The sequence below is a fragment of the Acinetobacter sp. WU_MDCI_Abxe161 genome (assembly GCF_025514355.1).
Taxonomy (GTDB): domain Bacteria; phylum Pseudomonadota; class Gammaproteobacteria; order Pseudomonadales; family Moraxellaceae; genus Acinetobacter; species Acinetobacter pittii_E.
On record NZ_JAHPTU010000015.1, the window covers coordinates 60,323 to 86,086 of the forward strand.

The 25,764-nt window shown below is 37.7% G+C and carries 21 protein-coding genes; 14 read left to right on the forward strand and 7 right to left on the reverse strand.

Features of this window, described 5'->3' with window-relative positions; genetic code table 11:
- Nucleotides 1-60: 60 nt before the first annotated feature.
- Nucleotides 61-816 carry a hypothetical protein gene (locus tag KTI78_RS14990; protein WP_262446569.1) on the reverse strand — a complete coding sequence of 252 codons (756 nt, stop codon included), beginning with the start codon at nucleotides 814-816 and terminating at the stop codon, nucleotides 61-63.
- 81 nt (nucleotides 817-897) lie between these two features.
- Between KTI78_RS14990 and KTI78_RS14995 the strand changes: the two genes are divergently transcribed.
- Nucleotides 898-1,494, forward strand: coding sequence for a TetR/AcrR family transcriptional regulator (locus KTI78_RS14995; protein ID WP_262446570.1), 597 nt, complete (start codon nucleotides 898-900; stop codon nucleotides 1,492-1,494).
- 104 nt (nucleotides 1,495-1,598) lie between these two features.
- On the opposite strand, the gene adeC is transcribed toward KTI78_RS14995, so the two are convergent.
- From adeC to KTI78_RS15010, 3 genes are all read right to left on the reverse strand, one after another.
- Nucleotides 1,599-2,993, reverse strand: coding sequence for an AdeC/AdeK/OprM family multidrug efflux complex outer membrane factor (gene adeC / locus KTI78_RS15000; protein WP_262446571.1), 1,395 nt, complete (start codon nucleotides 2,991-2,993; stop codon nucleotides 1,599-1,601).
- Between the two features lie 79 nt (nucleotides 2,994-3,072).
- The gene (locus KTI78_RS15005) at nucleotides 3,073-6,183 is read right to left on the reverse strand and encodes an efflux RND transporter permease subunit (RefSeq protein WP_262446572.1); all 3,111 of its coding nucleotides are present in this window, start codon (nucleotides 6,181-6,183) and stop codon (nucleotides 3,073-3,075) included.
- On the reverse strand, nucleotides 6,183-7,328 hold the full coding sequence (locus tag KTI78_RS15010; protein WP_239967679.1) for an efflux RND transporter periplasmic adaptor subunit: 1,146 nt from the start codon (nucleotides 7,326-7,328) through the stop codon (nucleotides 6,183-6,185). Before KTI78_RS15010 ends, KTI78_RS15005 begins: the two co-directional genes overlap by 1 nt.
- Before the next feature lie 146 nt (nucleotides 7,329-7,474).
- Here KTI78_RS15010 and adeR point away from each other — a divergent pair, with 146 nt between their 5' ends.
- Together adeR and adeS are read left to right on the forward strand one after the other, a co-directional pair.
- Nucleotides 7,475-8,203 (forward strand): efflux system response regulator transcription factor AdeR, encoded by a 729-nt coding sequence (gene adeR / locus KTI78_RS15015; protein ID WP_262446573.1) that lies wholly within the window; start codon nucleotides 7,475-7,477, stop codon nucleotides 8,201-8,203.
- Between the two features lie 48 nt (nucleotides 8,204-8,251).
- Complete coding sequence (gene adeS / locus KTI78_RS15020; RefSeq protein ID WP_262446574.1) at nucleotides 8,252-9,322, forward strand: two-component sensor histidine kinase AdeS; 1,071 nt, start codon at nucleotides 8,252-8,254, stop codon at nucleotides 9,320-9,322.
- 84 nt (nucleotides 9,323-9,406) lie between these two features.
- Here adeS and KTI78_RS15025 read toward each other — a convergent pair whose 3' ends face one another.
- The 3 genes from KTI78_RS15025 to KTI78_RS15035 all read right to left on the reverse strand — a co-directional run bounded on the left by KTI78_RS15025 (nucleotide 9,407) and on the right by KTI78_RS15035 (nucleotide 12,859).
- Nucleotides 9,407-10,282 (reverse strand): phytanoyl-CoA dioxygenase family protein, encoded by an 876-nt coding sequence (locus KTI78_RS15025; protein ID WP_262446575.1) that lies wholly within the window; start codon nucleotides 10,280-10,282, stop codon nucleotides 9,407-9,409.
- 46 nt (nucleotides 10,283-10,328) lie between these two features.
- Nucleotides 10,329-11,252 carry an alpha/beta hydrolase gene (locus tag KTI78_RS15030; protein WP_000427718.1) on the reverse strand — a complete coding sequence of 308 codons (924 nt, stop codon included), beginning with the start codon at nucleotides 11,250-11,252 and terminating at the stop codon, nucleotides 10,329-10,331.
- Nucleotides 11,253-11,323: 71 nt separating this feature from the next.
- Entirely contained in the window at nucleotides 11,324-12,859 is a 1,536-nt protein-coding gene (locus tag KTI78_RS15035) for a flavin-containing monooxygenase (protein WP_262446576.1), read from the reverse strand.
- Nucleotides 12,860-13,243: 384 nt separating this feature from the next.
- Between KTI78_RS15035 and KTI78_RS15040 the strand changes: the two genes are divergently transcribed.
- The 11 genes from KTI78_RS15040 (at nucleotide 13,244) to actP (ending at nucleotide 25,299) form a co-directional block, all read left to right on the forward strand.
- Nucleotides 13,244-13,849, forward strand: coding sequence for a TetR/AcrR family transcriptional regulator (locus KTI78_RS15040; RefSeq protein ID WP_224991907.1), 606 nt, complete (start codon nucleotides 13,244-13,246; stop codon nucleotides 13,847-13,849).
- A gap of 255 nt (nucleotides 13,850-14,104) precedes the next feature.
- A complete protein-coding gene (locus KTI78_RS15045) occupies nucleotides 14,105-15,454 on the forward strand; it encodes an OmpP1/FadL family transporter (protein ID WP_262446577.1) in 1,350 nt (449 codons plus the stop codon).
- Between the two features lie 179 nt (nucleotides 15,455-15,633).
- On the forward strand, nucleotides 15,634-16,623 hold the full coding sequence (locus tag KTI78_RS15050; RefSeq protein WP_224991905.1) for a phosphotransferase family protein: 990 nt from the start codon (nucleotides 15,634-15,636) through the stop codon (nucleotides 16,621-16,623).
- A complete protein-coding gene (locus KTI78_RS15055; RefSeq protein ID WP_262446578.1) occupies nucleotides 16,620-16,964 on the forward strand; it encodes a hypothetical protein in 345 nt (114 codons plus the stop codon). Before KTI78_RS15050 ends, KTI78_RS15055 begins: the two co-directional genes overlap by 4 nt.
- Entirely contained in the window at nucleotides 16,957-17,685 is a 729-nt protein-coding gene (locus KTI78_RS15060) for a histidine phosphatase family protein (RefSeq protein ID WP_262446579.1), read from the forward strand. Before KTI78_RS15055 ends, KTI78_RS15060 begins: the two co-directional genes overlap by 8 nt.
- On the forward strand, nucleotides 17,682-18,842 hold the full coding sequence (locus KTI78_RS15065; RefSeq protein WP_262446580.1) for an acyl-CoA dehydrogenase family protein: 1,161 nt from the start codon (nucleotides 17,682-17,684) through the stop codon (nucleotides 18,840-18,842). The genes KTI78_RS15060 and KTI78_RS15065 overlap by 4 nt, the downstream gene beginning before the upstream one ends.
- Nucleotides 18,843-18,861: 19 nt before the next feature.
- Nucleotides 18,862-19,629: an SDR family NAD(P)-dependent oxidoreductase gene (locus tag KTI78_RS15070; protein ID WP_174765629.1), complete on the forward strand. Its 768-nt coding sequence runs from the start codon at nucleotides 18,862-18,864 to the stop codon at nucleotides 19,627-19,629.
- A 23-nt stretch (nucleotides 19,630-19,652) separates the two neighbouring features.
- Nucleotides 19,653-21,536 (forward strand): sigma 54-interacting transcriptional regulator, encoded by a 1,884-nt coding sequence (locus KTI78_RS15075; protein ID WP_262446581.1) that lies wholly within the window; start codon nucleotides 19,653-19,655, stop codon nucleotides 21,534-21,536.
- 144 nt (nucleotides 21,537-21,680) lie between these two features.
- Nucleotides 21,681-23,315, forward strand: coding sequence for a long-chain-fatty-acid--CoA ligase (locus tag KTI78_RS15080; RefSeq protein ID WP_262446582.1), 1,635 nt, complete (start codon nucleotides 21,681-21,683; stop codon nucleotides 23,313-23,315).
- A 27-nt stretch (nucleotides 23,316-23,342) separates the two neighbouring features.
- Nucleotides 23,343-23,654, forward strand: a complete 312-nt coding sequence (locus KTI78_RS15085; RefSeq protein WP_062936949.1) for a DUF485 domain-containing protein — start codon at nucleotides 23,343-23,345, stop codon at nucleotides 23,652-23,654.
- Nucleotides 23,647-25,299, forward strand: coding sequence for a cation/acetate symporter ActP (gene actP, locus KTI78_RS15090; RefSeq protein ID WP_262446583.1), 1,653 nt, complete (start codon nucleotides 23,647-23,649; stop codon nucleotides 25,297-25,299). Before KTI78_RS15085 ends, actP begins: the two co-directional genes overlap by 8 nt.
- Nucleotides 25,300-25,764 lie beyond the last annotated feature (465 nt).

Sequence of the window (25,764 nt, forward strand, 5' to 3'; positions counted from 1 at the left end):
ACTTCTCAGTGCTAGAGCACCGGCTTTAATCTTTTTTAAAAGCAATGCTCTTAGTACGTTTTACTGGCGGGCTGGAATAAAAGATCCAATAGAAACTTTCTGTGCGCGTTCTAAGGCTTCATAGGCGTAATACAACTGAATGATGGCATAGCCCCATGTTACGAAAGCCCAAGTCATAAAAATCATATGGGTATCGTCGCCAGGGATCGGGAAAAAGTCATATACAATGGCTACTGCTAAACTCACTACAGCGGTTATTGTGGTGGCCAATGCATGAAAAGCCTCTCCAGCGCGTACCAAGCAAATAATGAAATAGAACAGATACATCACAAGAATGCTCCACGTGATGACGTAAAAATACGGACGTATTTCTTGAAAAAAATCTGCTAGAAAAACCACGAAAGTGCCGGCGAATGCCAATACGAACAGCATGACTTCCTTAAAAGTGGATGGTTTGTAATTATGGGTCAGTGCCATTAAACCAATTACGGCAATAACCGGCATGCCGAAACTACGCGAGAATGAATCGAGAAACATGGTAATTGAAAAATTAACATTCGAAGCTGTCAGCATGTAAGAGACAAAATTCGTTGCCGAAAATGCAACAATCCACCACTCTAAACCAAGCAAAAAATTCTTTTTCTTAAGAAATTTTGCACCGTAGATCCAGCCAGCAAGCGCTAGAACGATACAAGCGACTAACCCAAAGATATTTATAAGTTCCAAAATGGCAGCATGTGTCATTTCACTGTTCGTTAAGATTTTTGAGGTAGTAGCTTCCGTTTGGCTACCCGCATCAAGGCCAAGAATTTTCATAATATGACTTCCTTGTAATTAATTGACTGTCATGTCAGTAAAATAATATGCTATGATGAATTAGTAAACATTTTTTTATTTATGACGATGATGGAAAACAAAATAGGGCGCCCAAGTAAAGCTCAAGAAAGGTCTTATGAAATTCTTCAAGCTGCTGTTTCAGTTGTGGCGAAAGAAGGGCTAGAAGGAATTACTTTTGCCAAAGTAGCGGAAGCTTCAGGCATGCAACGTACTCTCGTACATCATTATTTTTCGTCACGTTCAGATTTAATGAACGCTTTCATTGAACATTACATTTCAAGAATGGGCACTGAGATTATTCATCGTTTTAGTGGAAAACCATTGAGCGAGCGAATCATCATGATGTTCACACCTGAAGTGTATCGGACTCAAGATGATTTAATAGTTTGGTTCGAGTTGGTAGCTCAAAGTGCGAGAAATCCATTTATTCAGCAAATGCTCCATACACTTTGGACAAAACACTGGCTTCCGGATTTTGAAAATCAATTGGCACAAGAATATCCAAAAGCGACCCCAGAGGCGATTAGCTCAGCGACCTATGTCATTGTTTGTTTATTTGAAGCTTATTGGGCGTTTAGTATTCAAGGCGTCACTGATCAACAGAGACAAAAGCAAATGGAGCAAACGGTATTAATGATTTTAAATGGGCTAAGCTAATTATCCAATTCACAGTACCTATTTCTTATCTTTTAGAAAAAACATGAAATTTAAAGGCTAATCACGGGTGCAAATTAGCCTTTAAAAGATTTATGAAGAATGAATTATTTATTTAACCCTCCACCCAAGGCTTTATAGAGTTCAATTTGATTATTTAATTTAGTTTGTTCGAGAACCAGTAGACCTTGTTGAGCCGCATATGCAGAACGCTGGGCATCCAAAACAGTCAAATAACTATCAATTCCAGCTCTAAAGCGGGCGGTAGAGAGTTTATAAGTGGTATCGGTTGCAGAGACTAAACGGCGCTGGGCATTTAAACGTTCTTCGATATGAACATGGGCTGCTAAGGCATCGTTGACTTCACGGAAAGAAGCCTGAATCGCTTTTTCATATTCAGAAAGCGCAATTTTTTGGTCAATTTCTGAAACCTTAATATTGGCTTTACGCGTTCCCCAATCAAAAATAGGCAGGTCTATGCTAGGCCCAACTGACCATGCAAACCCGCCAGATTTAAATAAATCTTTGAGTTCAGTCGATGCATATCCAGCTGAACCCGTAAGTGTGATGGTTGGAAACATACGAGCTTTTGCCGCACCGATGTTGGCACCAGCTGCACGAAGCTGATATTCAGCGACTTTCAGGTCAGGACGGTTTTGTAGTAAATCGCTACTCAAACCAGTCGAGAAATTCTTTTCTTGAGTAATCGTTTTAACCGACTGAGTTGGAAGCAGGTTTGACGGAATCGCTTGTCCAGCCAAAAGATTTAATAAGTTCTGCGCTTGTGAAACTTGAGTTTTGTAGTTTGCGACATCATTACGTGCTGTTTCGACCGAAATTTGGGCTTGGCGTAAAGGTATTTCGCTATCAATCCCGACATTAAAACGCTTTTGATTCAGATTGTACGAGTCAAGTTGAGCTTTTAAAGTTTGCTGCGCAAGATTTAAGTTTGCTGTAGCAAAAGAATAATTTAACCACGCTTGTGAAACTTGGCTCACCAAACTAATTTGAGTTGAGTCTTTAGCACTTTGTGTTGCTAAGTAATTATTTAATGCTGCATCTTTGAGACTTTGAACGCGTCCCCAAAAATCCAGTTCATACGCCGTTACACCTAAACCCACCTGAAACGTAGAGTAAGGGTTGTTAGGGTTTACCGAAGGGTTAACTTGCCTAATGGCATTTGCTGTCGCACCAATCGTCGGAAGTTGGTCGTATTTGGTAATTTGGTATTGCTGCTGGGCACGCTCAATATTTAACGCTGCTGTACGTAAGTCGCGATTATTATTCAAACTTATTTCAATAACTTCCAATAAACGAGGATCGGAAAAAAAGGCTTTATATCCTTGTTCAGCAATTGAAGGACCTGCATAAATTTCATCGAAATTTTGTGGAATATTCGACTTAACAGTGGGTTGAGGTGATTGCATGCTTATACATGCAGTTAAAGTAATCGAGAGGGTGGAAATCATAAATCCACGAGATAAAACAGCCGACTTAGACATGCTTTTCTCCAAATAATAAAATAAATTTAGGCATAAGAGGAGCAAGGGAAACAGGTTAATTTCCCTTGCTTTATTTCATTTAAGATTTAACTTTCTGTTTGGAAGAAAACAGTTTTTCGGCTGCGCCTAGTACAAAGATAAAGAATACTGGGACAAAGAAAATTGCTAGAATGGTTGCTGAAATCATACCGCCAAACACACCAGTTCCGAGCGCATGTTGTGTTTCAGAACTAGCGCCTGTCGCAATGACTAAAGGCACCACACCACAAGTAAAGGCAAGAGAAGTCATTAGAATAGGACGTAAGCGGAGTTTGGCTGCGGCAACAGTAGCTTCAACTAAACTCATTCCTTCTTCTTTGAGCATCTTGGCGAATTCAACAATCAAAATCGCATTCTTGGCGGAAAGACCAATGATGGTAATCAGACCAATTTTGAAAAACACATCATTCATTAGCCCTTTGGTCATAATGGCAATGATCGCTCCAAACATACCTAATGGCACAACCAGCATAACCGATATCGGAATTGACCAGCTTTCATAAAGGGCTGCGAGTACGAGGAACACAACGAGCATCGACAAACCGAGCAAGAATGCCATTTGTGATTCTGATTGTTTTTCTTGAAGAGAAATACCAGTCCATTCATAGCCAATTCCTTTTGGTAATTTTGCGATGAGTTGTTCCATTTCACGCATTGCATCACCAGATGAAGTATCGAAGTTAGGAATACCCGCAATACTCAAAGATGGACGTCCGTTGTAGCGGTTGTATTGTTGTGGCGCTTTGTTCCATTGAGGCGTCACAACTTCCGATAAAGAAACCAACTGACCACTTGCACCCATCACTTTAAGATTCAAAATATCTTGCAATTTCATACGTGATTTTGCTTCAACTTGCACAATCACTTGCTGCATACGACCTTGATTTGGAAAGTCATTGATATACATTGAGCCCATTGACGTTGAGATGATGTCTGACACGTCGGCAAATTTAACGCCGAGTGCATTTAATTTATCTCGGTCAATTTTTAAAGAAATATTGTCTCCTTGAGGTAAACCCTCATTCCAAACCATATAAAACTTCTTGTTTTTGGCTGCCATTGCCACTAATTGATCTTGGGCAGCAAGTAATGCAGGCATACCTAAGTTCGCCCGATCTTGTAATCGAAGACTAAAACCAGAGAACGTACCTAACTCATCAATGGCTGGAGGTAGAACGGCCATAGATGAACCTTCTTTACTATGTGCCATTGTTTCATTGACAGCGCTGGTGATTTCGCTTGCCGATGAAGTACGCTCTTTAAAATCTTTGAGTGTGGTAAAAGCCATCCCCACGTTTTGGCCTGCGCCACTAAAGCCCCAGCCCATAATCGTGGTATTGCTTTTCACGTTTGGGTTGTCTTTTAAACTGTTTTCAAACTCATTCACCACACCTCGTGTTCTTTCAGCTGTAGCATCGGAAGGCAACTGGAAGGTGGTAAGAAACCAGCCCTGATCTTCTTCTGGCATAAAAGCTGTTGGCCAGTATTTCATGCCTGCAAAGGTGAGACCTGTAATGACTATAAAGATCGCCATCATTGGAATACTATGCTTGATCACTTTCAGTAAGATTAACTCATACTTTTTAGTGACTTTGTCAAAGCTACGATCAAACCAAGCAAAGAAACCTTTCTTTTGATGATGCCCATCAATCGGTTTTAAAATGGTGGCACACAGCGCCGGAGTCAAGATCAATGCCAATAATGCCGAGAACAGAATAGACACCGACATGGTTAAGGTAAATTGTTGATAAATAATGCCAACTGAGCCACTGGCAAAAGCCATTGGTAAAAATACGGCTGCAAGTACCAAGGTAATCCCAATAATTGGACTGGTGATTTCTTTCATGGCCTTGGACGTTGCTTCTTTTGGATGTAGACCTTCAGTTGCCATAATCCTTTCGACATTCTCTACCACCACAATGGCATCATCGACAATAATACCGATGGCGAGCACCATACCAAACATCGTGAGCACATTAATCGAGAACCCTGCAAGCAACATCACAGAGAATGTTCCTAGCAATGCAATAGGAGCAACAATTGCCGGAATAAGTGTATAACGCACATTATGAAGAAACAGGTACATCACAATGAAAACCAAAACCATGGCTTCGAGTAATGTGTGAATTACCTTTTCAATCGATATTTTGACAAATGGAGCAGTATCGTAAGGGATACTAAATTGCATGCCTTCAGGTAAATTGACTTTTAATTCTTCAATTTTGGCTCTGACACCTTCAGCCGTTTTTACAGCATTTGCGCCAGGACTAAGCTGGATTGCTGCCGCCGTTGCAGGTTTACCATTTTCTAAAATAGCAAAGTTATAGGCTTGTGAACCCATCTCAACATTGGCAACATCAGATAGTTTAATGACACTACCACTGGTTTTACTCTTGAGACTAATATTTTTAAATTGTTCAACATCACCCAATTGGCCTTCGGCAGATAAAGGAATCGAGATCAATTGACCTTTGACAGCAGGCAGGTCACCGAGTCGACCTGGTGCAATCTCGACATTATTTTCGCGAATCGCATTATTGACATCACTAATCGACAGGCCATAAGACACCAGTTTATTTGGGTCAACCCAAATGCGCATGGCTTTTTCAGCACCGAAAGATTGGACTTTACCAACACCTTCAACACGTTTTAATTCTTCGACAACGTTACGGACTAAATAATCGCTCAGATCAACTTCTGAATATTGTCCATTCGGTGAGTTGATTCCGACTAGCATCAAGAAGCCTGATGAAGAGGCTTCAACCTGTAAGCCTTGTTGGCGGACCACTTGAGGTAGACGTGCTTCAACAGCCTTGATCTTGTTTTGTACATCTACCTGTGCCATTTCAACATCTGTACCCGGTTTAAAGGTCGCCGATATTTGAGCCGTACCCGAGGTGTCTGTGGTTGCGCTGTAATAAAGTAAATTTTTAACGCCGGATAGTTCTCTTTCAATCAGAGTAACGACACTATCGTTAATCGTTTTGGGTGTCGCACCTGGGTAGACAGCACTAATGGTGACTTGTGGAGGCGCAACACTAGGGAAGCGTGCTATAGGAAGTTTGGGAATACTGAGTAATCCAAACAAAATAATGAAAATCGCAATTACCCATGCAAACACGGGGCGACGAATGAAAAACTGTGACATCATCATTGAGCTCCTTGAGTAATGGGTGCTTTCCACTTACTTATTTCAAGCTTTTGATTCGGTTGAATACGATCAATTCCTTCAACGATGACTTTGTCACCTACTTTGAGCCCTTTATTCACTAAGTAGAACTGCTCATATTGCTGTCCAAGTTCGATCGGACGAACATCTGCTAAACCTTTAGCATTAATGACATAAACCTGTGGGTCACCATTGTTATTACGCTGAATTGCTTGGGCAGGTACAAGGAGGGCTTGAGGTACGGATGCCCGGTCAATATTGACACGTACATACATTCCAGGAAGCAATTTACGTTCAGGGTTGTTCACCACGATACGAATGGTGACATCACCTGTTTCCGGATCTACATTAATATCTTCAAACAGCATTTTTGCGCTGACGTTGTAGAATTGGCCATGGCTATTAGCAATACGAACGGTTTTATCGCTATTGGCAGATAATTCGCCGTTTTGTAATGCAGTTTGTAAGCGCTCGTATTCACCAATAGATTGCTTTACATCAACATAAACTTTGTCAATCTGTTGTATGGTCGCCAAATTCTTCGTATCACCTTGGCTGACTAAAGCACCTTCAGTCACAAATGATTGCCCAATACGACCAGAGATGGGCGCACGTACTGTTGCGTATTGCAGATTCAGGTTTTGACGGGTGAGTAGAGCTTTCATTTGTGCGACATCAGCTAAAGCTTGGCGATATTCAGCCTGAGCATTACTGACTTCTTGTTTACTAATCGCATTACTTGGTAACAGTTGTTCATAGCGTTCCAACTGGACCTTTAAACGTGCGACCTCAGCTTCGGCTTTATTGAGAGAAGCCTTGTTGCTATTTACATCAGCCTGAAAAGTTTCAGCATTAATTTTGTATAAGGCTTGCCCAGCTTTTACTTCACTACCTTGAGTAAATAATACTTTTTCGATAATACCGCCGACTTGCGGACGAATTTCAGCAGTACGGAAGGCTTGAACGCGAGCTGGAAGGTTCTCGCTAAAATTAACGGATTGTGGCTGGAGACTTAATACACTGACTTTCGCCGGTGGAACTTCTGGTTGTTTAGCCTCTTCGGAACTACAACCTTGGATGATTAGCCCAATAGATAAAAATAATGGAAGTAAGAGCTGCTTTTGCATGCTGTCTAAACCTTGGGAGTTTTTGATGCTGCTATTATTTCTGTGCTCTGTGTAACAACCATCACTGAAGTGTGGAAAAAGTGTGGAGATCTGCAGATAAATTAGCGTATCATTTAAAATGATTGTAATTATTCGATGATTGATTCATGTTCGAAGCGTCATTTTCTTTTGATTGCCGTGATAAACAAATTCTTGTTGTAGAAGATGAATACGATATTGGGGATATTATTGAACAATATTTAAAACGTGAAGGCATGCGAGTTATTCGGGCAATGAATGGTAAGCAGGCAATCGAAATTCATGCATCACAACTCATTGATTTGATTTTACTTGATATTAAATTACCTGAACTCAATGGTTGGGAAGTGCTCAGTAAAATTCGTCAAAAAGCACAAACGCCTGTCATTATGCTGACCGCATTAGATCAGGATATTGATAAAGTGATGGCCTTACGAATCGGTGCAGATGATTTCGTAGTCAAGCCATTTAACCCGAATGAAGTGGTTGCACGTGTGCAGGCTGTTTTAAGAAGAACCCATCAAAACAAACAGACGGCGACCAAAAATCTGCATTATAAAAATATTGAAATTAATACCGAGATTCATAGTGTTTATATCAATCAGATGGACAGGAAAATCTTACTCAACCTGACGTTAACTGAATATAAAATACTACTCTTAATGATTAATCAGCCGCACAGAGTATTTACTCGAGGTGAGTTAATGAATCAATGCTTACCCGATAGTGAAGCTTTAGAAAGAACGGTTGATAGCCATGTCAGTAAGTTAAGAAAAAAACTAGAAGAGCACGGGCTTGAACACATGCTTATTAATGTCCGCGGTGTCGGATATAGATTAGATCATCCCCAACAATAATAGGATTAGATAGAAAAAATCCAACATGCTAAAAGTTGAGAAAAGACAATGAAAAATAAATTAGGGATTAATAAGCAATTTTTTATTGCTTTTAGTATGGTGAATTTGAGCATCACTTTATTGTCTGTATTTCTAGGATATTTTGTCTATAACTATGCAATTGAAAGTGGATGGATTGCATTAAGCTCCTTGGAAGGAGACTGGACAGATTTTCACTTTATTGACTGGATTTGGCTAGGTACAGTTATTTTATGTGGTTCAATTATTTCTTTAATCATTGGAATGCAGTTAGCAAAAAGATTTATTGTGCCCATCAATTCATTGGCCGATGCCGCGAATAAAATTAGTGAGGGTGATTTGTCTGCTCGAGCAAATGATCAAAAAGTCCATTCCACAGAGATTTCTACATTAATTTTAAATTTTAATGATATGGCTCAAAAGCTTGAAAGTTCTGTACAAAATGCACAAGTATGGAATGCAGCTATTGCCCACGAATTAAGAACACCCATCACAATTTTACAAGGCAGATTACAGGGCATTGTAGATGGGGTTTTTAATGCTGAGCCGGAACTCATTCGAAGTTTGTTGAATCAAGTAGAAGGGCTGTCACATTTAGTAGAAGACTTGAGGACATTGAGTTTATTTGAAAATAAACAGCTTAAGTTAAATATTGAGTCAGTTGATTTTTTGAGATGTGTTGAAAAAGTAATACGGATGTTTGATGAAAAACTTAGACAATCAAATTTTACTATAAATTACGACATTTCTAATGATCTTGTATCTTGCGATGCAAGACGTATGGAGCAAGTTTTAATCGCGTTGATCGATAATGTAATTAGATACTCTAATCCTGGAATTTTAAAAATTAAGTCTTCAGTTGAACAAGGACAATGGATATTAGAAATAGTCGATGAAGGACCGGGAATTCCCATTGAATATCAAAAAGAATTATTTAATCCTTTTTATAGAGTGGAGCAGTCCAGAAATAAAGCTTTAGGAGGAACAGGGTTAGGTTTGGCAGTTGTGCAAGCCATTGTTTTAGCTCACTCGGGCACAATCAGATATGAAAATCGCAGTCCAAATAGTGCTTTTATTATTCAAATAAAAACAATTATTTAATCTAAAATATTTATCACTTTTAATAAAAAAGAGAAATCTCAATTCATGCAGATTTCTCTTTTTTGATATTTAGCGTGGTAAGAATTAAATTATTCCAGACGTTTTAAAGTTTTGAACATTTAACATATCTATTGGATTCATCATTTTACCGTCGTGTTCAACAAATCCAACAAATGTCGTGCTCATATTCCAGCCTAGCAAGCCTTTTAACTCATCTGGAAAGTTTTTAACTGTTTCAGACGATAGAGATAAATAATGGTTTTCTTCTTGACGAAGGAAACCGAGATCATAAGACATTGTTAAACCGATACGCGGTTCTTGACTTACATTTGCTCCACCGCCGTGGTAGGTAGAACCAATCCATATTAAAGCATCTCCAGCCTTCATTTCGGCTGCTATCGTTTCATCTTCTTTAGGTACTCTTTGGTCATCCCATAAATGACTTGCAGGGATAACACGTGTAGCACCATTTTCTTCAGTAAAATCAGTCACGGCAAACATGATTTGTACTCTAGCTTCACGCCCATAAACCGGATGTCGCCACATCCATACAGTATCGTCACGATGTAAAGGTTGAGCTTTTTGACCGGGCCAAATTTGAATTGCTTGTGTCACACCCACTTGGATATCTGGACATAATTCAATTTTATTTTCACCACTCCAAGCATGTAGAGGAGTTTGAAGAATCGCTTTTGCAGTGTCTAAAAATACTGGGTTCATAGCAACTAATGGCATTTGCGGCAAGCGGGCAAATAAACGACTCATTCGGCGGGTCTTAGTACCTGCAAAATAATCATCTTCTCCGTCAGGAATTAATTCTAATTGCTTTGAGAGTGCCTCATAAATATCTTGGGTAATTTCATCATTTAAAAAATTTTCAATGATGACCCCACCATCTCTTTTAATAATCGAAACGATCTCATCGATTTGTGTATCTTTGCTTAATTTAACGAGTGACATAAGATTTCCTTATCCTTTCTGATTAAGAATATTTCAAATAAATTTATTAGCTTTTAGGCCTATTTGTTTTAGGGGCAAATAACTGCTTTAAAAATTCAATTTGGTCATTTAGTATCTTGCCGTGCCAAGATTCTGTATAGAAATCAAAATGATCAATAGGGTATTCCAATAGTTTAGAAGGCCCTTGAATTAGGCTTGCCGTTTTTCGAGCTGGGTTAGGTGGTGCAATTTGGTCATTAGAGCCGACTTGTACCAAAGTAGGACACTTAACATTTTTTGCAAAAGTAACTGGTCGGTTGTATGAGACTTCCAGAGCTGCACGAGCACAGACTTCATTACGCCAAGTTGGACCTGCCATTGCGGTATAACTTTCTTCAGCACCCGGTGTACTAATCATGGCAGCAGTACCAGGTTGCCCAACAATTGGAATGAGATGTGGAGGACGTTGAGCTATGGCATGAATCAAATCTTTGATGCCATGACCTATAGCCGTCGTGATCTGTTTTATTCCACCATATTGGAAAACTTGTTTTAACGCTGCTAAACCATCTGTAGCAGGGTTCATGGAGACAACCGCTGATATTTTTGGATCTTGTGCAGCAACGACAACGACATGACCACCAGAGTAAGAGGTACCCCATAGTACAATGCGGTTTCGATCAACAAGTGGCAAACTTCGTGCAGCTGCTATCGCTGCATGATAGTCCTCGCGTTGGTTAATATAGGATACATGTTGTCTAGGTAATCCTGCTGACTCACCAAATCCACGATAGTCAAATATAAAAGTATCAAAGCCTGCTTGGCTAAATGGCTCAGCAAAATCTAATAATCCTGTGTCTTTTGTACCACCAAAGCCTGTTGCCATAACAATGCAAGGTCGTCCTCGAGATGTCATAAACTCTTCTGAAGTTGAAGGGATATACCATGCAGAACAGGTAACTCCTTTACTTGTAAATTTAATATTTTCCATCTTATTTTCCCTAATTGATTTTTTTCTCTTACTGGTACTTTAGATAAGAGGTGAAAATGCAAATCGCCGTGTTAAGCCTGAACTTTGATTTGTGCTGTCAGGGGTTCTTCTGTAATGAGAGTAATTTTTTTCTGGGTTTTCGGATTTGAAAACTGTAACTCTTGATCAAATACAGAGCCTTTATGAAGTCGCTCTAAATCGAATTTATAGTCGTGCTTTAATATCCATGGGCCTTCTGTTCCAGCCATTGGAAATTGGGTAATACTTCGTTGAATATATCCTGAGTTCAAGTCAACAAAAGGAACACGCTTCATATCTTTGTTGCCAATCACTGGCTTAAAAGTTTTAAAGTTATTGTCGTCCATATAATCAAGAAGGCGACAGAAGTGCTTCCATACAAGATCAACTTTTAAAGTCCATGCAAGATTGGTATAACCAAATGCGAAGGCAAAGTTGGGAACATCAGAGAGCATCATTGACTTAAAGATTGTGGTATCTGGGTAATTAATTTTTTCTCCATCTACAATTAATTGGGTTTTGCTAAATGCGACAGCATTTAAACCAGTGGCTGTAATAATAATATCTGCTTCCAGTACTTTTCCTGATTTAAGTAAAATTCCATCTTTGGTAAAACGTTCAATATGATCAGTTACCACTGAAGCTTTTCCAGAAGAAATTGCTTTAAACATATCTCCATCAGGCACAACACATAAGCGCTCATCCCACGGATTATATTTAGGTGAAAAATGGGTTTCGATATCGAAATCTTTCGGTAAATTACGTCGTACATCAGAAATTAAAAAACGGCGCATCAGCTTTGGAAAACGGCGACTTAAATTGTAGACCCCACGAGTTAGGAGAATGTTTTTACGACGAACAATATTGAAAGCAAGCTGAGGAGGGAGAAAGCGATTTAGAGTATTTGCAATGGCATCTGTACTTGGTGCAGCCATCACATAACTTGGCGATCTTTGAAGCATCGTGATGTGTTCAACGTCCTGAGCCATCGCAGGAATTAAGGTGACCGCTGTAGCCCCACTACCAATGACTACTACTTTTTTGCCAGAATAATTAAGATTTTCTGGCCAATGTTGAGGATGAATGATTTGACCTTGAAACTCTTCAGTTCCTTTGAACTCAGGGGTATAACCAGCATTATAGTCATAATAACCAGTACCCATGAGTAAAAAGCGAGAGCGGAAAGTGGTTAAACTTTTTTGATCTTTACGTTTTACTTTAACTGCCCAAATGCCTTCATCAGATGAGAACTCAGCACTTGTCATGTAGTAACCAAAATGAATATGCGATTCGATTTCGTTTTCAGTAATGGTTTCTTGTAAATAATCACAAATCATTTGTGCACTGCCAAAAACCCTTTTATTTGTCCAAGGTTTAAAGCCAAATGCAAAAGATTGCATATCTGAATCTGAACGGATACCTGGGTAGCGAAATAGGCTCCAAGTTCCTCCAATTTTGTCACGTCCTTCCAATACAGCGAATGTTGTATCGGGTCTATATTGCTTTAAATGATAGGCTGCGCTGATACCTGCGATCCCTGCACCGATAATTAAAACATCAGTAATAGTATTTTGATCTGATGAATTCATATCTTTTTCCTCTTCACACAATTTGAGTAAATTGAGCACCAGTTAGAATCTCTAAGATGATGATTTTTTAATCCTCATTTTTTCCTGATGGACAAAGCCTTAATCCAATTTTTAGGCATATCAATATTATTAAATTAATAATTACATTGTGTCAATGACTGTATGTAATTATGGTGAGTGTCCTTCTTTGTGAAGTGAAAGTAAGAATTAAATGAGGATTTTATAAATTTAATATACTGAATTTTATGGGGATATTGAGTTTTTAAAAGGTTGGGGTTTTCTGATTTTTAAACTATTACCGAGTGGTGTCAGAGTTATAAACACTTGTCGAAAGATTTGTTAATACCTACAATGAGGCCGAAGCCAATAGGGAAATAAGATAGTATGACTACTTCTCGCCGTAGACCGAAACATGATCCAAAAGAATCTGAGCGAGAAATATTAGAAGCTGCTGAACAGTTTTTAAGTGAACATCATTTTCGTGATCTCAATATTGATGAGGTTATGCGACGTACAGGTTTAAAACGTCCAGCTTTTTATGTTCATTTTCGTGATAAAAATGATCTTACTTTGCGACTTGTTCAGAATATTAGTAAAGAACTATTTGATATCGCGGACCGTTGGTTAGCTGGCACTAATCATCAGGAAGATTTGCGTCGGGCTTTGGTCGATTCAGTAAATGTTTATGTAGAGCATGGCCGTCTGTTAAGAGCTTTCGTTGAAGCTGCGAGTGGGGATGAGCGTGTTGATCGAGTTTATCGTGGTTTAATACAAGACTTTATTACTGCAGCTGCTCAGCATATAAAAGCAGAGCAGTTAGCCGGAAAAATTAAAAAAGATGTAGAAGTAGAAGAAACAGCAAAAGCTTTGATTTGGCTTGAAGAGCGATATCTTTCAGAAACTTTTGGACATGCCTCACAAGTTCAACCTGAAATTGTAATTCAGGTATTACAAAATATTTGGATTTCAACATTATATGGCACAAATTAAGAAGGATTGTGCCATTAAAAATTCTTTTATTTCTATCTGTAAAACTATTTTTAAATAGTATTCCGTTTTTCATCCATGAAAATATAGTTCAATATTTCTATAGTTTTATTTTTAATGACACGTTGTCATTGACATTGTGTCAATAATTTTATAGCTTGTATTTTGTTCATTATGATTACTGCACATAACTTTAGTGAACAAATAAATTGCTAGGTACTTAGCGATTTAACAAAAATTATAATTTAAGGATGAATAATGGAAAAATCTCTAAGCAAGGATTGTGCTGACTTAAGATCACACTTAAAAAGAGTGAAAGATACTTTTGTAACTCATCCAAAGAAATATTTCTTAAGCAGCAGACTTCAGTTGAAATCTGGCCCAATTATATTGAGCGTAATTGGTGTCGTTTTTAGTAGTTATAGTCAGGCTTCTGCACTTGAACAGTCGGGCCAATCGATATTACCTTTTTTAGAAGCTGGTAATTATGCAGAAGCAAATGCCTTCGCTGTTGATCCTTCTGTTTCTGGCGTAGTTCATGATCGTCCAGATCTTGGTAAACCTAATCAAAGTCGAGATACAGGAAATATTGGGCAAGATAATCAATTTTATACTGCCGCCCTAAAGCTACAACTCACAGACCAATTCAGCTTTGGGTTACTTTATGATCAGCCTTTTGCTGCAAAAACAGCTTATCCACTTCTTCCTAATAATAGTTATTCTGATGATGCCAGCCATGAAGGTACATCTGTAAATGTAAAAAGCCAAAATTTAAGTTTTATTTTAGGTTATTCACCTATTAAAAACTTTCAAGTGTATGGTGGACCTGTCTATCAAACTGTAGAAGGTGATGTCTCTTTCAGAGGAATGGCATATACCGAAGCTTTTAATGGATACAATGCTAAATTCAAAGAAAAGGGAGAGCTAGGTTGGCTATTAGGAGGAAGTTATCAAATTCCGGAAATTGCGCTTAAAGCCGCTATAACTTACCGTTCAAAAATTAAATATGATTTTCAGGTAGATGAAAATATATTTGGTGAACCACTACAATACACTGCGCCTGCAAAGACAAAAGTCGAAACACCTCAATCAGTAAATATAGATTTTCAAACAGGTATTGCTGAAAAGACGCTTGCTTATATGAGCCTTAGATGGGTGAATTGGAAAAAATTTAATATTCGTCCGGCGCAATACGATGCTCTTACAGCAATGTATATGGATACATTAACGGAAGGGGCATATAAACAAGGTATTGATTTGGATTCTTATCAAAAAGATCAATATAGTGTAACGCTTGGGTTGGGACAACAGTTAACTGACCGTTGGAGTATTGCATCTGATATTGGCTGGGATTCAGGCTCGGGTAGTCCTGCTTCAACGCTTGGACCAGTGAAAGGATACTGGTCTTTTGGACTTGGTGCTCAATTTAATCCAGCGCCTAATTATTTTATTGCTGCTGGCGTAAAATATTTCTGGTTAGGAGATACTAAAGCTGAAGGTGGTGGCTACTATTTACCAATCGAAGGTATTAAAGAATTTTCAGAGCAGGCTGAGTTTAAAAATAATCGTGCAATTGCATATGCGTTAAAGTTTGGATATCGCTTTTAGAAGAGCTATGAATAACTATTTAGTACAATAGAGTTTTATAAATTTCTTTTTATTTAGCATTTCAAATATGAAATTGATTTCATATTTGAAATGTTTTTTGTTTTTTAAGTGTTTGAATTTTATTATAAAAATAGTGGCATGCAATTTGCTCCAATGCATATAGTTACAAGGAGTGAATAATGAATGCTAACCATATACTGCAATTGAGCGGCCTGTTGCAGGAAAATTTGGGGTTAATTCCTCATGAGATTCAGTTAAAAAAGATGAGTGGTGGGGCTATTCAAGAAAATTGGCTCGTTCAAACTCAAGATTTTGCTTTAGTTCTGCGAAAAAATGCTGAGTCGAGCGTAGAAGCCAGTTCAGATCGGGAACAAGAGTATTTACTTTTAGATCGCCTATACCATTTTGGAATTAAAGTGCCACAGCCGCTTTATTTTGAAAAATCACCTAACTTTTTAAATAGTGATTTCTTCATTATGAAAAAAATTGATGGTGTAACAGAAGGCCATAAATTAGTTCGAATTGCTGAAGAAGAAAAACGAAAAAAAATTACTCAAGAAATTGGTAAACAACTGGCTTTAATACATGCCATTCAATCAGATGAAATATTAGAAAAATTACTTCCTAAACCGAATAAAGATCAATATCTAGAGAAAAAACTTGAAAGTTTTATAGAGCAGCTAGATAGCTTAAAAAGACATCGTCCAATTCTTGAGTACGCCATTCAATGGATGTTCAACAATATTCCAAAAGTTGATGATCTGGTGTTAGTCCATGGTGATTACCGTATAGGCAACATCATGATTAATGATGATCAGATTTCTGGAATTTTAGATTGGGAATTTACCCAATGGGGCGACCGTAGAGAAGATATAGGTTGGTTTACTTCTAAATGCTGGCGTTTTGGTCAAGATGAAAATATAGCAGGGGGAATAGGTTCATATAAGGACTTTGCCAAAGCCTATGCGGAAATTTCCGATATTTATATTCCTGAATTTGAAATGAAGTTCTGGCATGTGCTGTCTCATGTTCGATGGGCAATTATTGCCATGCAACAGTCTGACCGAAACAATGAAATGACTACTCCATCACTTGAACTAGCCCTAACGGAATTTTTAGTTCCCCGCCTTGAAAAGAATATCTTGGAAATATTGGGAGAAAAAGAATGAGCGAGCAAAAGATAATTGACCTCATCAAAGCTAGCCAAGCTGTCATTAAGAATGAGCTTTTACCGCAATCGGGCAGTCAGAAATATAACTTGTTAATGCTCATGAGAAGCTTGGAAATTTTGCAGGCTTATATTTTGCAAAAGGATATTTCTAAATTGCATCGTTCAGGCATTGTGCAAGACTATTTTTCTTTTCCAATTAAAGATGTTGATGAGGCTATTCAATTGTTTGTTAGCGATATACGTGAAGGTAAACACTCGGATCAAACATTTGAGATATTAAAAGCACTTAATTCGGAAGACTTAAAAATTACTGAACCAAAGGCAGCACAACATGGATAAATATCGGCTACGAATTTATTTGGTTCGGCATGGGCACGTTTCATATTTTGATGCAGATAATAATCCAATTAATCCTAAATTTGCCCAGTTATCTCAACGTGGAATAGAGCAAATACAAGGTTTAGCGCATCAATTACGCGATATTAATTTTGAAAAAATTTATTCGTCTACTATGCCTCGTTCAATACAAACCGCAGAGATTTTGAATAGCTATCAAAACGAGCATAAAGACATTATGTCATTTGATGATATTCGAGAAATAAGAGCAGGACGTTTAAGAGAAATTTCGTTGGATCGTGCTGAACTGGAAATCAAAAAGGCTTATCAGTTCCATAAAAATAACCTTGAATTATTTGTACAAGGCGAAAGCTGGTCTCTCTTTATTAATCGTGTATTGGCATGGTTTGAAAAGATAATTTTAACGGCGAACAAAGACCAGAATATTCTGATTTCTTCGCACGATATTGTGAACAGAATACTCATTAATTGGGTATATGGGCATGACTGCAAAGATGTCTATTCGCAGGAGCAGGATTATGGCTGTTTAAATATTCTTGATTTAAAGATTGAAAATCAAATTGTCATAAGTAAACGAATCAAACTCCAGAACTTCACTGCATATAATCTGATTAAAAATGAGCTATTTAATAGCGCTATGGATGATGTGTATGAAACTTATATCGCGACCCAAGGTTTTAAATTAAAGGAGCTCAGCTCATGATTACGCTATCTAATGAATTATTAGAATTACAAAAGAAAGTAAGAGAATTTATCCAACAAGAGGTGATCCCATTAGAAAATGATCCTCGTCAAGATAGCCATGGGCCTAGTGAAGCTTTGCGCAGTGAATTAGTGAGTCGTGCACGCCGTTGGGGGCTACTTACCCCTCATGCAAGTCAGGAAATGGGCGGACTTGGATGGTCGCACTTACAAAAGGCTGTGGCTTTCGAAGAAGCGGGTTATTCTGCTTTAGGTCCTATTGCTTTAAATATTCATGCGCCTGATGAAGGAAATATTCATCTATTAGATGCTGTTGCAAATGATGCACAAAAAGAAAGATGGTTAAGAAAACTGGTAGCTGGAGAAATTAGATCTTGTTTTGCTATGACGGAACCTGCACCGGGTACTGGCTCAGATCCATCTATGCTTCAAACAACCGCAATTGCTGATGGCGATGATTACGTTATTAATGGGCGTAAATGGTTAATTACAGGAGCAGAAGGAGCAAGTGTCGCTATTATTATGGCAAAGATGGAAGACGGCACTGCTTCTATGTTTTTAACAGATACGGATGTTGAAGGATTTATATTAGAAAAAAATATGAATGCTATGGATTCATGTTTTTCGGGAGGACATGGCATTTTACGCTTTGAGAACTTACGAATACCTAAAGAAAATGTCTTGGGTGAAATTGGTAAAGGCTTTAAATATGCTCAAGTTCGCCTCGCCCCAGCTCGTTTAACCCATTGCATGAGATGGTTAGGACAAGCCAAGAGAGCACATGATATTGCTACTCAATATGCACGAGAACGCCAATCTTTTGGTAAGAGATTAGGAGACCACCAAGGCGTTGGTTTTATGCTTGCTGACAATGAAATGGATATTTTAACGACTCGATTAGCCGTTCATTATTGTGCACAGGTTTTAGATTTGGGCGAGAAAGGAAATTACGAGTCCAGTTTAGTTAAAGTGATCAGCTCTGAAGGTATATGGCGTGTGGTAGATCGGTCAGTTCAGATTTTAGGTGGACAGGCCATGACGGATGAATCAGTAGTCTGCAAAATTTTTAAAGATGCACGCGGTTTCAGAATCTATGATGGAGCAAATGAAGTTCATCGCATGAGCATTGCTAAAAAGCTACTAGGGAAGCAGGCATAATAAAGGGAGGTATAGAAGAATGAATATTTTTGACGTAAAAGATAAATATATTTTAATTACGGGTGCTTCAAGTGGTTTGGGTCATCATATGGCTGAATTGTTTGCTAAGGAAGGCGCTCATATTGTCATTTGTGCCAGACGGCTAGAACGATTGAAAGAGTTAGAGAGCTATATCAAAAATGAGTTTGGAGTAAAAGTTCATACTTTTTCATTAGATATAAATGACCGTTTAGCTGTAAAAGATATGCTTAATAATCTAGAAGCAGAAGGAATCACAATAGATGTGTTAATTAATAATGCTGGTGTGAGTGATACCAAGCGTTTCTTAGATTATAACGATGAAGACTGGGATAAGATTGTAGATACTAACCTCAAAGCCCCTTGGCAATGTACACAAGAAGTTGTGCAGCATATGATTAAGGTTGGACAACAAGGATCAATCATCAACATTACGTCAATTTTATCTCAGTCTACAAACCTTGGTGTTAGCCCGTACTGTGCGTCAAAAGCTGGATTACGCCATTTAACAGAAGTAATGGCAGTAGAGTTAGCTAGGTTTGGTATAAATGTAAATGCCATCGCTCCAGGTTATATGATTACTGAAATTAATGAAGAATATTTAACGAGTGAGGCAGGGCAACAGCTTTTAAAAAAGATTCCTACAAGGAAGTTTGTAGAATTTGATGATTTAAATGGGCCTTTACTATTACTTGCTTCTCAAGCTGGTCAAGGCATCACAGGCATCGAAATTAAAGTCGACGGCGGTCATAGTTCTGCCCCTATATAAAACGTTTTTTAATGGAGTAAAAAATGCTAAATCGAAAACCAATTAATATTTTGGTCACCTATATTAAAAAACCTAATATTAATGGTTTTCGTTCTTTGGTTGAGCAAGCTATAAAAGAAGTAGATTCTGATGAAATTGATTTGGTGGAATGCCATATTTCTGATGTACAAGATGTTGCTCAAACCTTAGTAGAAAATGGCTGTCAGATTCTTCTTTGTACGGGAGCCACAGCAAGTTTTCTACAAAAGAAATTAAACATTGATATACAGGTTATTCGAACCGGAACTTTTGATGTTATTCAGGCCATATCAAATTTAAAACAATATAAGCGCATCGCTTTGGTTGGGAATACGTCTACTGTCGATCTTGAAAATTATTCGGATATTTTTGCTTTAGACATACAACAATTTAACTATGACTCATATTTAGATGCCAAGAAAACCATTCATTTAATTAAGAAGCAAGGTTTTGACGCCATTATTGGTTCGCCTGTTGCAGTAGAGCTGGCACTGAATGAAAATCTAGTCGGGGATTTAGCCATTAGTGTACCGTCTTTAAAAGACTTGCTGCAAAATGCTTTGCGTACCCTTGAAAAGATCCGTAGGGAGCAGTACTCGACTTTACGTTTGACCGAGATCTTTAATCATTTAAATGAAGGCATTTGTTTTATCACAAAACAAAAAAAGATTTCTTTAATTAATAGCTCTATGAGTGCTTTACTCGAAAAAGATCCTTCAGATGTATTAAACAAACCAGCATTAGAGATTTTTGAAGGCCTCAACTTTGATATCGATCAAGAAAATAGTCATCAACTCGTTCAATTTAAAAATCTAAAGCTTGCTGTATATATTTCCAAGCTAAAAAATGACTATATAGATGGCTATATCTTAAGAGTGCAGGAGTTAAATGCCTTAGAGCAATCTAATAGCCAATTTAGAAAGGTTTCGTCTAAAAACTTTAATACCAGATATACCTTTGACCAGATTTTGACTCAAAATTCCAATTTCCAGCAGATTATTAAGTTATCAAAAGCATATGCAAAAACCGATAGTACGATTCTTATTACGGGTGAGAGTGGTACGGGCAAAGAAGTGCTGGCACAAAGTATTCATAATCATAGCCGTCGTTATAAAGCACCGTTTGTCGCAATCAACTGTGCTTCTTTTCCGGAAAGTTTATTAGAAAGTGAGCTTTTTGGTTATGAAGAAGGAGCTTTTACAGGAGCGAAAAAAAATGGGCGTATTGGTTTAATTGAAGCGGCGCATACTGGCACACTTTTTTTAGATGAAATTGGAGATATGCCATTACATCTCCAAACGAGATTTTTAAGAGTATTGCAAGAGAGACAGATTAATCGTTTAGGTTCAGTGGTAAGTCATCATTTAGATATACGTGTAATTGCTGCAACTCACGCGAACTTAGAAGAGCTAGTACAAAATGGTACGTTTAGAGCAGATCTTTACTATCGTTTAAACATTTTAAGAGTGTATACGCCGTCTTTAAAAGAGCGAAAAGAAGATGTCTTGTATTTAGCGAATCTGTTTTTAGAAAAATATAAAAAAACGCTGGATGATTTACCGAATATTTTACAGAAGACTTTCTATCATTATTCTTGGCCGGGTAATATCCGCGAACTTGAAAACATTGTTGAACGAATTAATGTATTATTGGAGCTTGATCAGGAAATTTTAACTCCAGAATTTTTAAAGCAACAATTACCAGAGCTATTTCAGCCGCAAATGAATCAAACTGCACAACCTTTATTAAAAGAAGTAAAGGTAAATCAGGAATTGAGTCTAATTGAACAAATACTTGCCGAAGTAGATGGCGATTTAGACCTTGCTGCACAAAAACTTGGAATTAGCCGGACTACATTGTGGCGTAGAATGAAGTTAATAAATAATTAATTTCAAAATTGAAATTTTTTCAAAAAAGAAAAATAATAATTTAAAGTAAGTTTTTGAAAATAATAATAAAAATATTTGGCACCATAGTTGCATTGACTCATATAAGCATCTGAATCAGTTGCTAAATTGTGTGAGGAAATAAGAATGACGAATGGATTAATGATGCATTGTAATTTAAATATTACTTCAATAATGCAGCATGCTTTGACAGTTTATGCAGATCAAGAAATTGTATCCTTAAAGGCAGATGGGGTCACTAAGCATCGATATACATATAAAGATGCTTTCGGGCGAGTTGCTCAGTTTGCCAATGTATTAGATCGATTAGGTGTAAGTCCTGATGCTAAAGTCGGAACAATGGCGTGGAACTCATATCAGCACTTTGAATTACATTATGCCATCCCATGTACGGGAAGAATTTATCATACAATTAATCCTAAATTGGCAGCTGAACAATTAATTCAAATTATCAATTCTGCTCAAGATGAAGTAATTATTATTGAGCCTGATTGTTTAGCATTGCTTGATTCTATTTATGAACATATAAAGCCAGTCATAAAGCATTTTATCGTGCTAGGCAATCCTAATAGAGATCTACAAGCAAAATTTGATTTTATGTTTTATGAAGAGATCATTGCTTCAGAACAGCCTGAATATGATTGGCCAGATATTCCGGAACAACGTGCAAGTGGACTTTGCTATACATCCGGTACAACAGGTGATCCCAAGGGTGTTCTTTATTCACATCGTAGTACGGTATTACATGCGTTAATACTCAGCATGCCAAATGCGATTGGCTTAACGCATGACAGCTGTATTATGCCATTGGTGCCTCTTTATCATATTAGCGCATGGGGAATGCCATTTAACGCCGTTTTATCGGGGGCAAAAATTGTTTGGCCTCACTCATTTGCCGGTCAGACTGAGAAAATTTTCAATTTGATCCAATCAGAGCACGTCGATATTTCTATGGCTGTTCCTACCATCTGGAATTCTTTTAAAAATTATCTTGAAGATCACCATATTTCATCAGTCAGTTTAAAACGTGCGATTTCTGGTGGATCTGCTGCACCATATTCGTTAATTGAGTCTTTGAGCCAATATGGCGTTGCTGTTGAAAATGCTTGGGGAATGACTGAAACCAGTTCAATGGGAACTTGTAATCGATTAGATCAAATCAAAAACAATATTGAAACTCAATCGATTAAGTGCGGTAAACCTATCTTTGGCCTTCAAATGAGATTACGTGATGAGAACCATCAATTACTTCCTCACGATGGTGTTCATGAAGGCATTTTAGAAGTAAGAGGACATACGATTGCTGAGCAATATATCAATCAGCCTAAAACCTTAGATGAAAATAATATATGGTTTGATACAGGAGATATCGCATGCATAGATGAATATGGGTATATGCATATTACAGACCGTGCGAAAGATATGATTAAGTCAGGAGGAGAGTGGGTAAGTAGTGTTGAAGTCGAAAATGCAGCAATGGGGTATGAAAAAGTTGCTGAAGCCGCTGTTATTGCTGCCAATCATCCAAAATGGGGTGAACGCCCACTTTTAATATTAGTGCCAAAATCTCCCCAACAAATTATTGAACATGAGGAAATTGTAGTTTTCCTATCCTCTAAATTACATAAATGGGCCATTCCTTCAGCAACGATATTAGTAGAAGAAATACCTCATACACCAACTGGAAAAATCAGTAAAAAGATATTGAGAGAACGGTATCACGACTATTTCACCAATAGTTCTTTTGCTGAATGTAAATAATGATCTACATAAAAAAGGATTTTTTATATGAACATCCCTCAGGAAGCAAACATCGTCTTAGATACTAAATTTAAAAAGATGGTGAAACAAAGAAACCGATTCGCTGTTTTTTTAAGTTTAATCGTACTTAGCATTTATTTTATTTTTATGGGAACAGCCACATTTCGACCTGAGTTGCTTGCAATGCCTTTAGAAGCAAGCAAGGTCACAGTTGGTTTGCCTATCGCTGCAATTGTTATTGTATCAAGCTGGCTAATAACCGGCTTATATATCTTCATTACAAATCAATATTTTGACAAACAAAAAGAAAAATTAAGAAAGGAATACCGTTATGAATAAATATATAGCTTTTACCATGCTCGCTTTACTTAGCTCGGGTGCTTGGGCGGCTCCAAGTGAGCCAAGAAACTGGACTGCAATCATCATGTTTGGATGCGTAGTTGGTATTTCATTGCTTATTACCTTTAAAGCTGCCAAGAAAACTGTATCAAAAGAAGATTTTTATACAGCTGACAATGCAATTTCTGCTAAACAAAATGGTCTGGCGATTGCTGGAGACTACATGTCGGCATCAACCTTACTTGGGATTTCAAGTATGGTTTTCTTCAAAGGTTATGATGGCTTTATCTATGTGACTGGCTTTTTTGTTTGCTGGCCCATTTTAACTTTCTTGATGGCTGAGAGACTTAGAAACCTTGGAAAATATACTTTTGCCGATATTGTCTCGTACAGACTAGATCCGCAAAGAACGCGTATTTTAGCAACTTGTGGCTCGCTCATCGTGGTGTGTTGCTACTTAATTTTGCAAATGGTGGGAGCAGGCCAGCTTATTAAATTACTGTTTGGATTAGATTATAAAATTGCTGTCATTCTTGTTGGTTGTTTAATGCTGGTATATGTCATTTTTGGAGGAATGCTTGCTACAACGTGGATACAGATTGTTAAAGCAATTCTTTTACTCTTTGGTGGAACAGTTTTAGTATTTCTGGCATTTAAAGCATTTGGTTTCAGTCTAAATAATATGGCTACGGCCGCCGTTAATGCGCATAAACTTGGACAAAAAGTCTTAGAACCAGGACCAATGCTATCAAACCCAATTAATACGTTATCTATGTCTATCGGTTTAATTTTTGGTTTAGCAGGTTTACCACATATTCTTATGCGCTTTTTTACAGTACCAAATGCTGCTGAAGCACGCCGTTCAGTATTTTACGCTTCTGGCTATATTGGATATTTCTTTATTGTAGTCTGTATTTTAGGTTTGGCTTCAATCGCTATAGTAGGCACTAATCCACACTATTTTGTAGGTGGACAATTAGGTGGTGACCTCATTGGCGGCAGTAACATGGTTGCGATGCATCTAGCAAAGGCGCTTGGTGGAAATTTATTACTTGGCTTTTTATCTGCTGTAGCATTTGCAACAATTTTGGCGGTTGTTGCTGGTTTGGCATTGGCTGGAGCTTCAGCAATTTCTCATGATTTATTTCAAAAAGTCATTAAGAAAGGCAAAGCAACTGAAAAACAAGAAATGATTGTATCTCGTCTTTCTGTCGTAGTTTTAGGTGTGATCGCAATAGCATGTGGAATCTTATTTGAAAAAATGAATATTGCTTTCTTAATGGGTCTCACGTTCGGTATTGCTGCTTCAGCTAACTTTCCTGTACTTATTCTTTCTATGTATTGGAAAGATTTGACCACTCGAGGAGCTATATATGGTGGTTTTACAGGAATTATTTCTGCAATTATTTTCGTAGTTTTATCTCCGACAGTTTGGGTTGGTGTATTAGGGCATGAAAAAGCCATATTTCCATTTGATAATCCTGCATTATTTTCAATGCCATTAGCATTTTTGGTCAGTATATTCTTTTCATTAACCGATAAAAGCGCTAGAGCTGTGCTGGATAGACAAGGATTTGAATTACAGGTTGTACGTTCTGAGCTAGGAGCGCAGCAAAGTACAGTAGATAAAGTTCCTTTACATTAAACAGAAAAGCCCACGAAAGTGGGTTTTTTATGGCAACTCATAAAGATAGTGAGTAGCATAGCTCACTAGGGTAAATTAAGAATTAATGACAATTTTAGTGAAAGCTTCCTAGAGAATTATTCTGGCTAAGATTAGAAATAGGGTTAACCCAATTTAAATGGTTAAGTGTCACAGCTTGGTAAGTTGCTTGAGCAACAGATACAGTTGTGAGTAAGCTACAAAATTCATTGTAGCAAAGAATAAAACAGCGTAGCAGCAACATATGTAGTGAAGCTTTATATATGGTAGGTTTTCAAATATCTTATTTAACATAATATACATTATACGAACAATTATATAATTCAATAATATAGTCTTTTACTTGCTTAGTTTCCCTTTAAGAATATCCTAGCTCTGTAGCTCTGTAGCTCTGTAGCTCTGTAGCTCTGTAGCTCTGTAGCTCTGTAGCTCTGTAGCTCTGTAGCT

Excerpts from the sequence above, each read along its gene's own strand:
- KTI78_RS14990 (WP_262446569.1), bottom strand. The coding sequence starts at position 816 with ATGAAAATTCTTGGCCTTGATGCGGGTAGCCAAACGGAAGCTACTACC.
- KTI78_RS14995 (WP_262446570.1), top strand. The coding sequence starts at position 898 with ATGACGATGATGGAAAACAAAATAGGGCGCCCAAGTAAAGCTCAAGAA.
- adeC (WP_262446571.1), bottom strand. The coding sequence starts at position 2,993 with ATGTCTAAGTCGGCTGTTTTATCTCGTGGATTTATGATTTCCACCCTC.
- KTI78_RS15005 (WP_262446572.1), bottom strand. The coding sequence starts at position 6,183 with ATGATGTCACAGTTTTTCATTCGTCGCCCCGTGTTTGCATGGGTAATT.
- KTI78_RS15010 (WP_239967679.1), bottom strand. The coding sequence starts at position 7,328 with ATGCAAAAGCAGCTCTTACTTCCATTATTTTTATCTATTGGGCTAATC.
- adeR (WP_262446573.1), top strand. The coding sequence starts at position 7,475 with ATGTTCGAAGCGTCATTTTCTTTTGATTGCCGTGATAAACAAATTCTT.
- adeS (WP_262446574.1), top strand. The coding sequence starts at position 8,252 with ATGAAAAATAAATTAGGGATTAATAAGCAATTTTTTATTGCTTTTAGT.
- KTI78_RS15025 (WP_262446575.1), bottom strand. The coding sequence starts at position 10,282 with ATGTCACTCGTTAAATTAAGCAAAGATACACAAATCGATGAGATCGTT.
- KTI78_RS15030 (WP_000427718.1), bottom strand. The coding sequence starts at position 11,252 with ATGGAAAATATTAAATTTACAAGTAAAGGAGTTACCTGTTCTGCATGG.
- KTI78_RS15035 (WP_262446576.1), bottom strand. The coding sequence starts at position 12,859 with ATGAATTCATCAGATCAAAATACTATTACTGATGTTTTAATTATCGGT.
- KTI78_RS15040 (WP_224991907.1), top strand. The coding sequence starts at position 13,244 with ATGACTACTTCTCGCCGTAGACCGAAACATGATCCAAAAGAATCTGAG.
- KTI78_RS15045 (WP_262446577.1), top strand. The coding sequence starts at position 14,105 with ATGGAAAAATCTCTAAGCAAGGATTGTGCTGACTTAAGATCACACTTA.
- KTI78_RS15050 (WP_224991905.1), top strand. The coding sequence starts at position 15,634 with ATGAATGCTAACCATATACTGCAATTGAGCGGCCTGTTGCAGGAAAAT.
- KTI78_RS15055 (WP_262446578.1), top strand. The coding sequence starts at position 16,620 with ATGAGCGAGCAAAAGATAATTGACCTCATCAAAGCTAGCCAAGCTGTC.
- KTI78_RS15060 (WP_262446579.1), top strand. The coding sequence starts at position 16,957 with ATGGATAAATATCGGCTACGAATTTATTTGGTTCGGCATGGGCACGTT.
- KTI78_RS15065 (WP_262446580.1), top strand. The coding sequence starts at position 17,682 with ATGATTACGCTATCTAATGAATTATTAGAATTACAAAAGAAAGTAAGA.
- KTI78_RS15070 (WP_174765629.1), top strand. The coding sequence starts at position 18,862 with ATGAATATTTTTGACGTAAAAGATAAATATATTTTAATTACGGGTGCT.
- KTI78_RS15075 (WP_262446581.1), top strand. The coding sequence starts at position 19,653 with ATGCTAAATCGAAAACCAATTAATATTTTGGTCACCTATATTAAAAAA.
- KTI78_RS15080 (WP_262446582.1), top strand. The coding sequence starts at position 21,681 with ATGACGAATGGATTAATGATGCATTGTAATTTAAATATTACTTCAATA.
- KTI78_RS15085 (WP_062936949.1), top strand. The coding sequence starts at position 23,343 with ATGAACATCCCTCAGGAAGCAAACATCGTCTTAGATACTAAATTTAAA.
- actP (WP_262446583.1), top strand. The coding sequence starts at position 23,647 with ATGAATAAATATATAGCTTTTACCATGCTCGCTTTACTTAGCTCGGGT.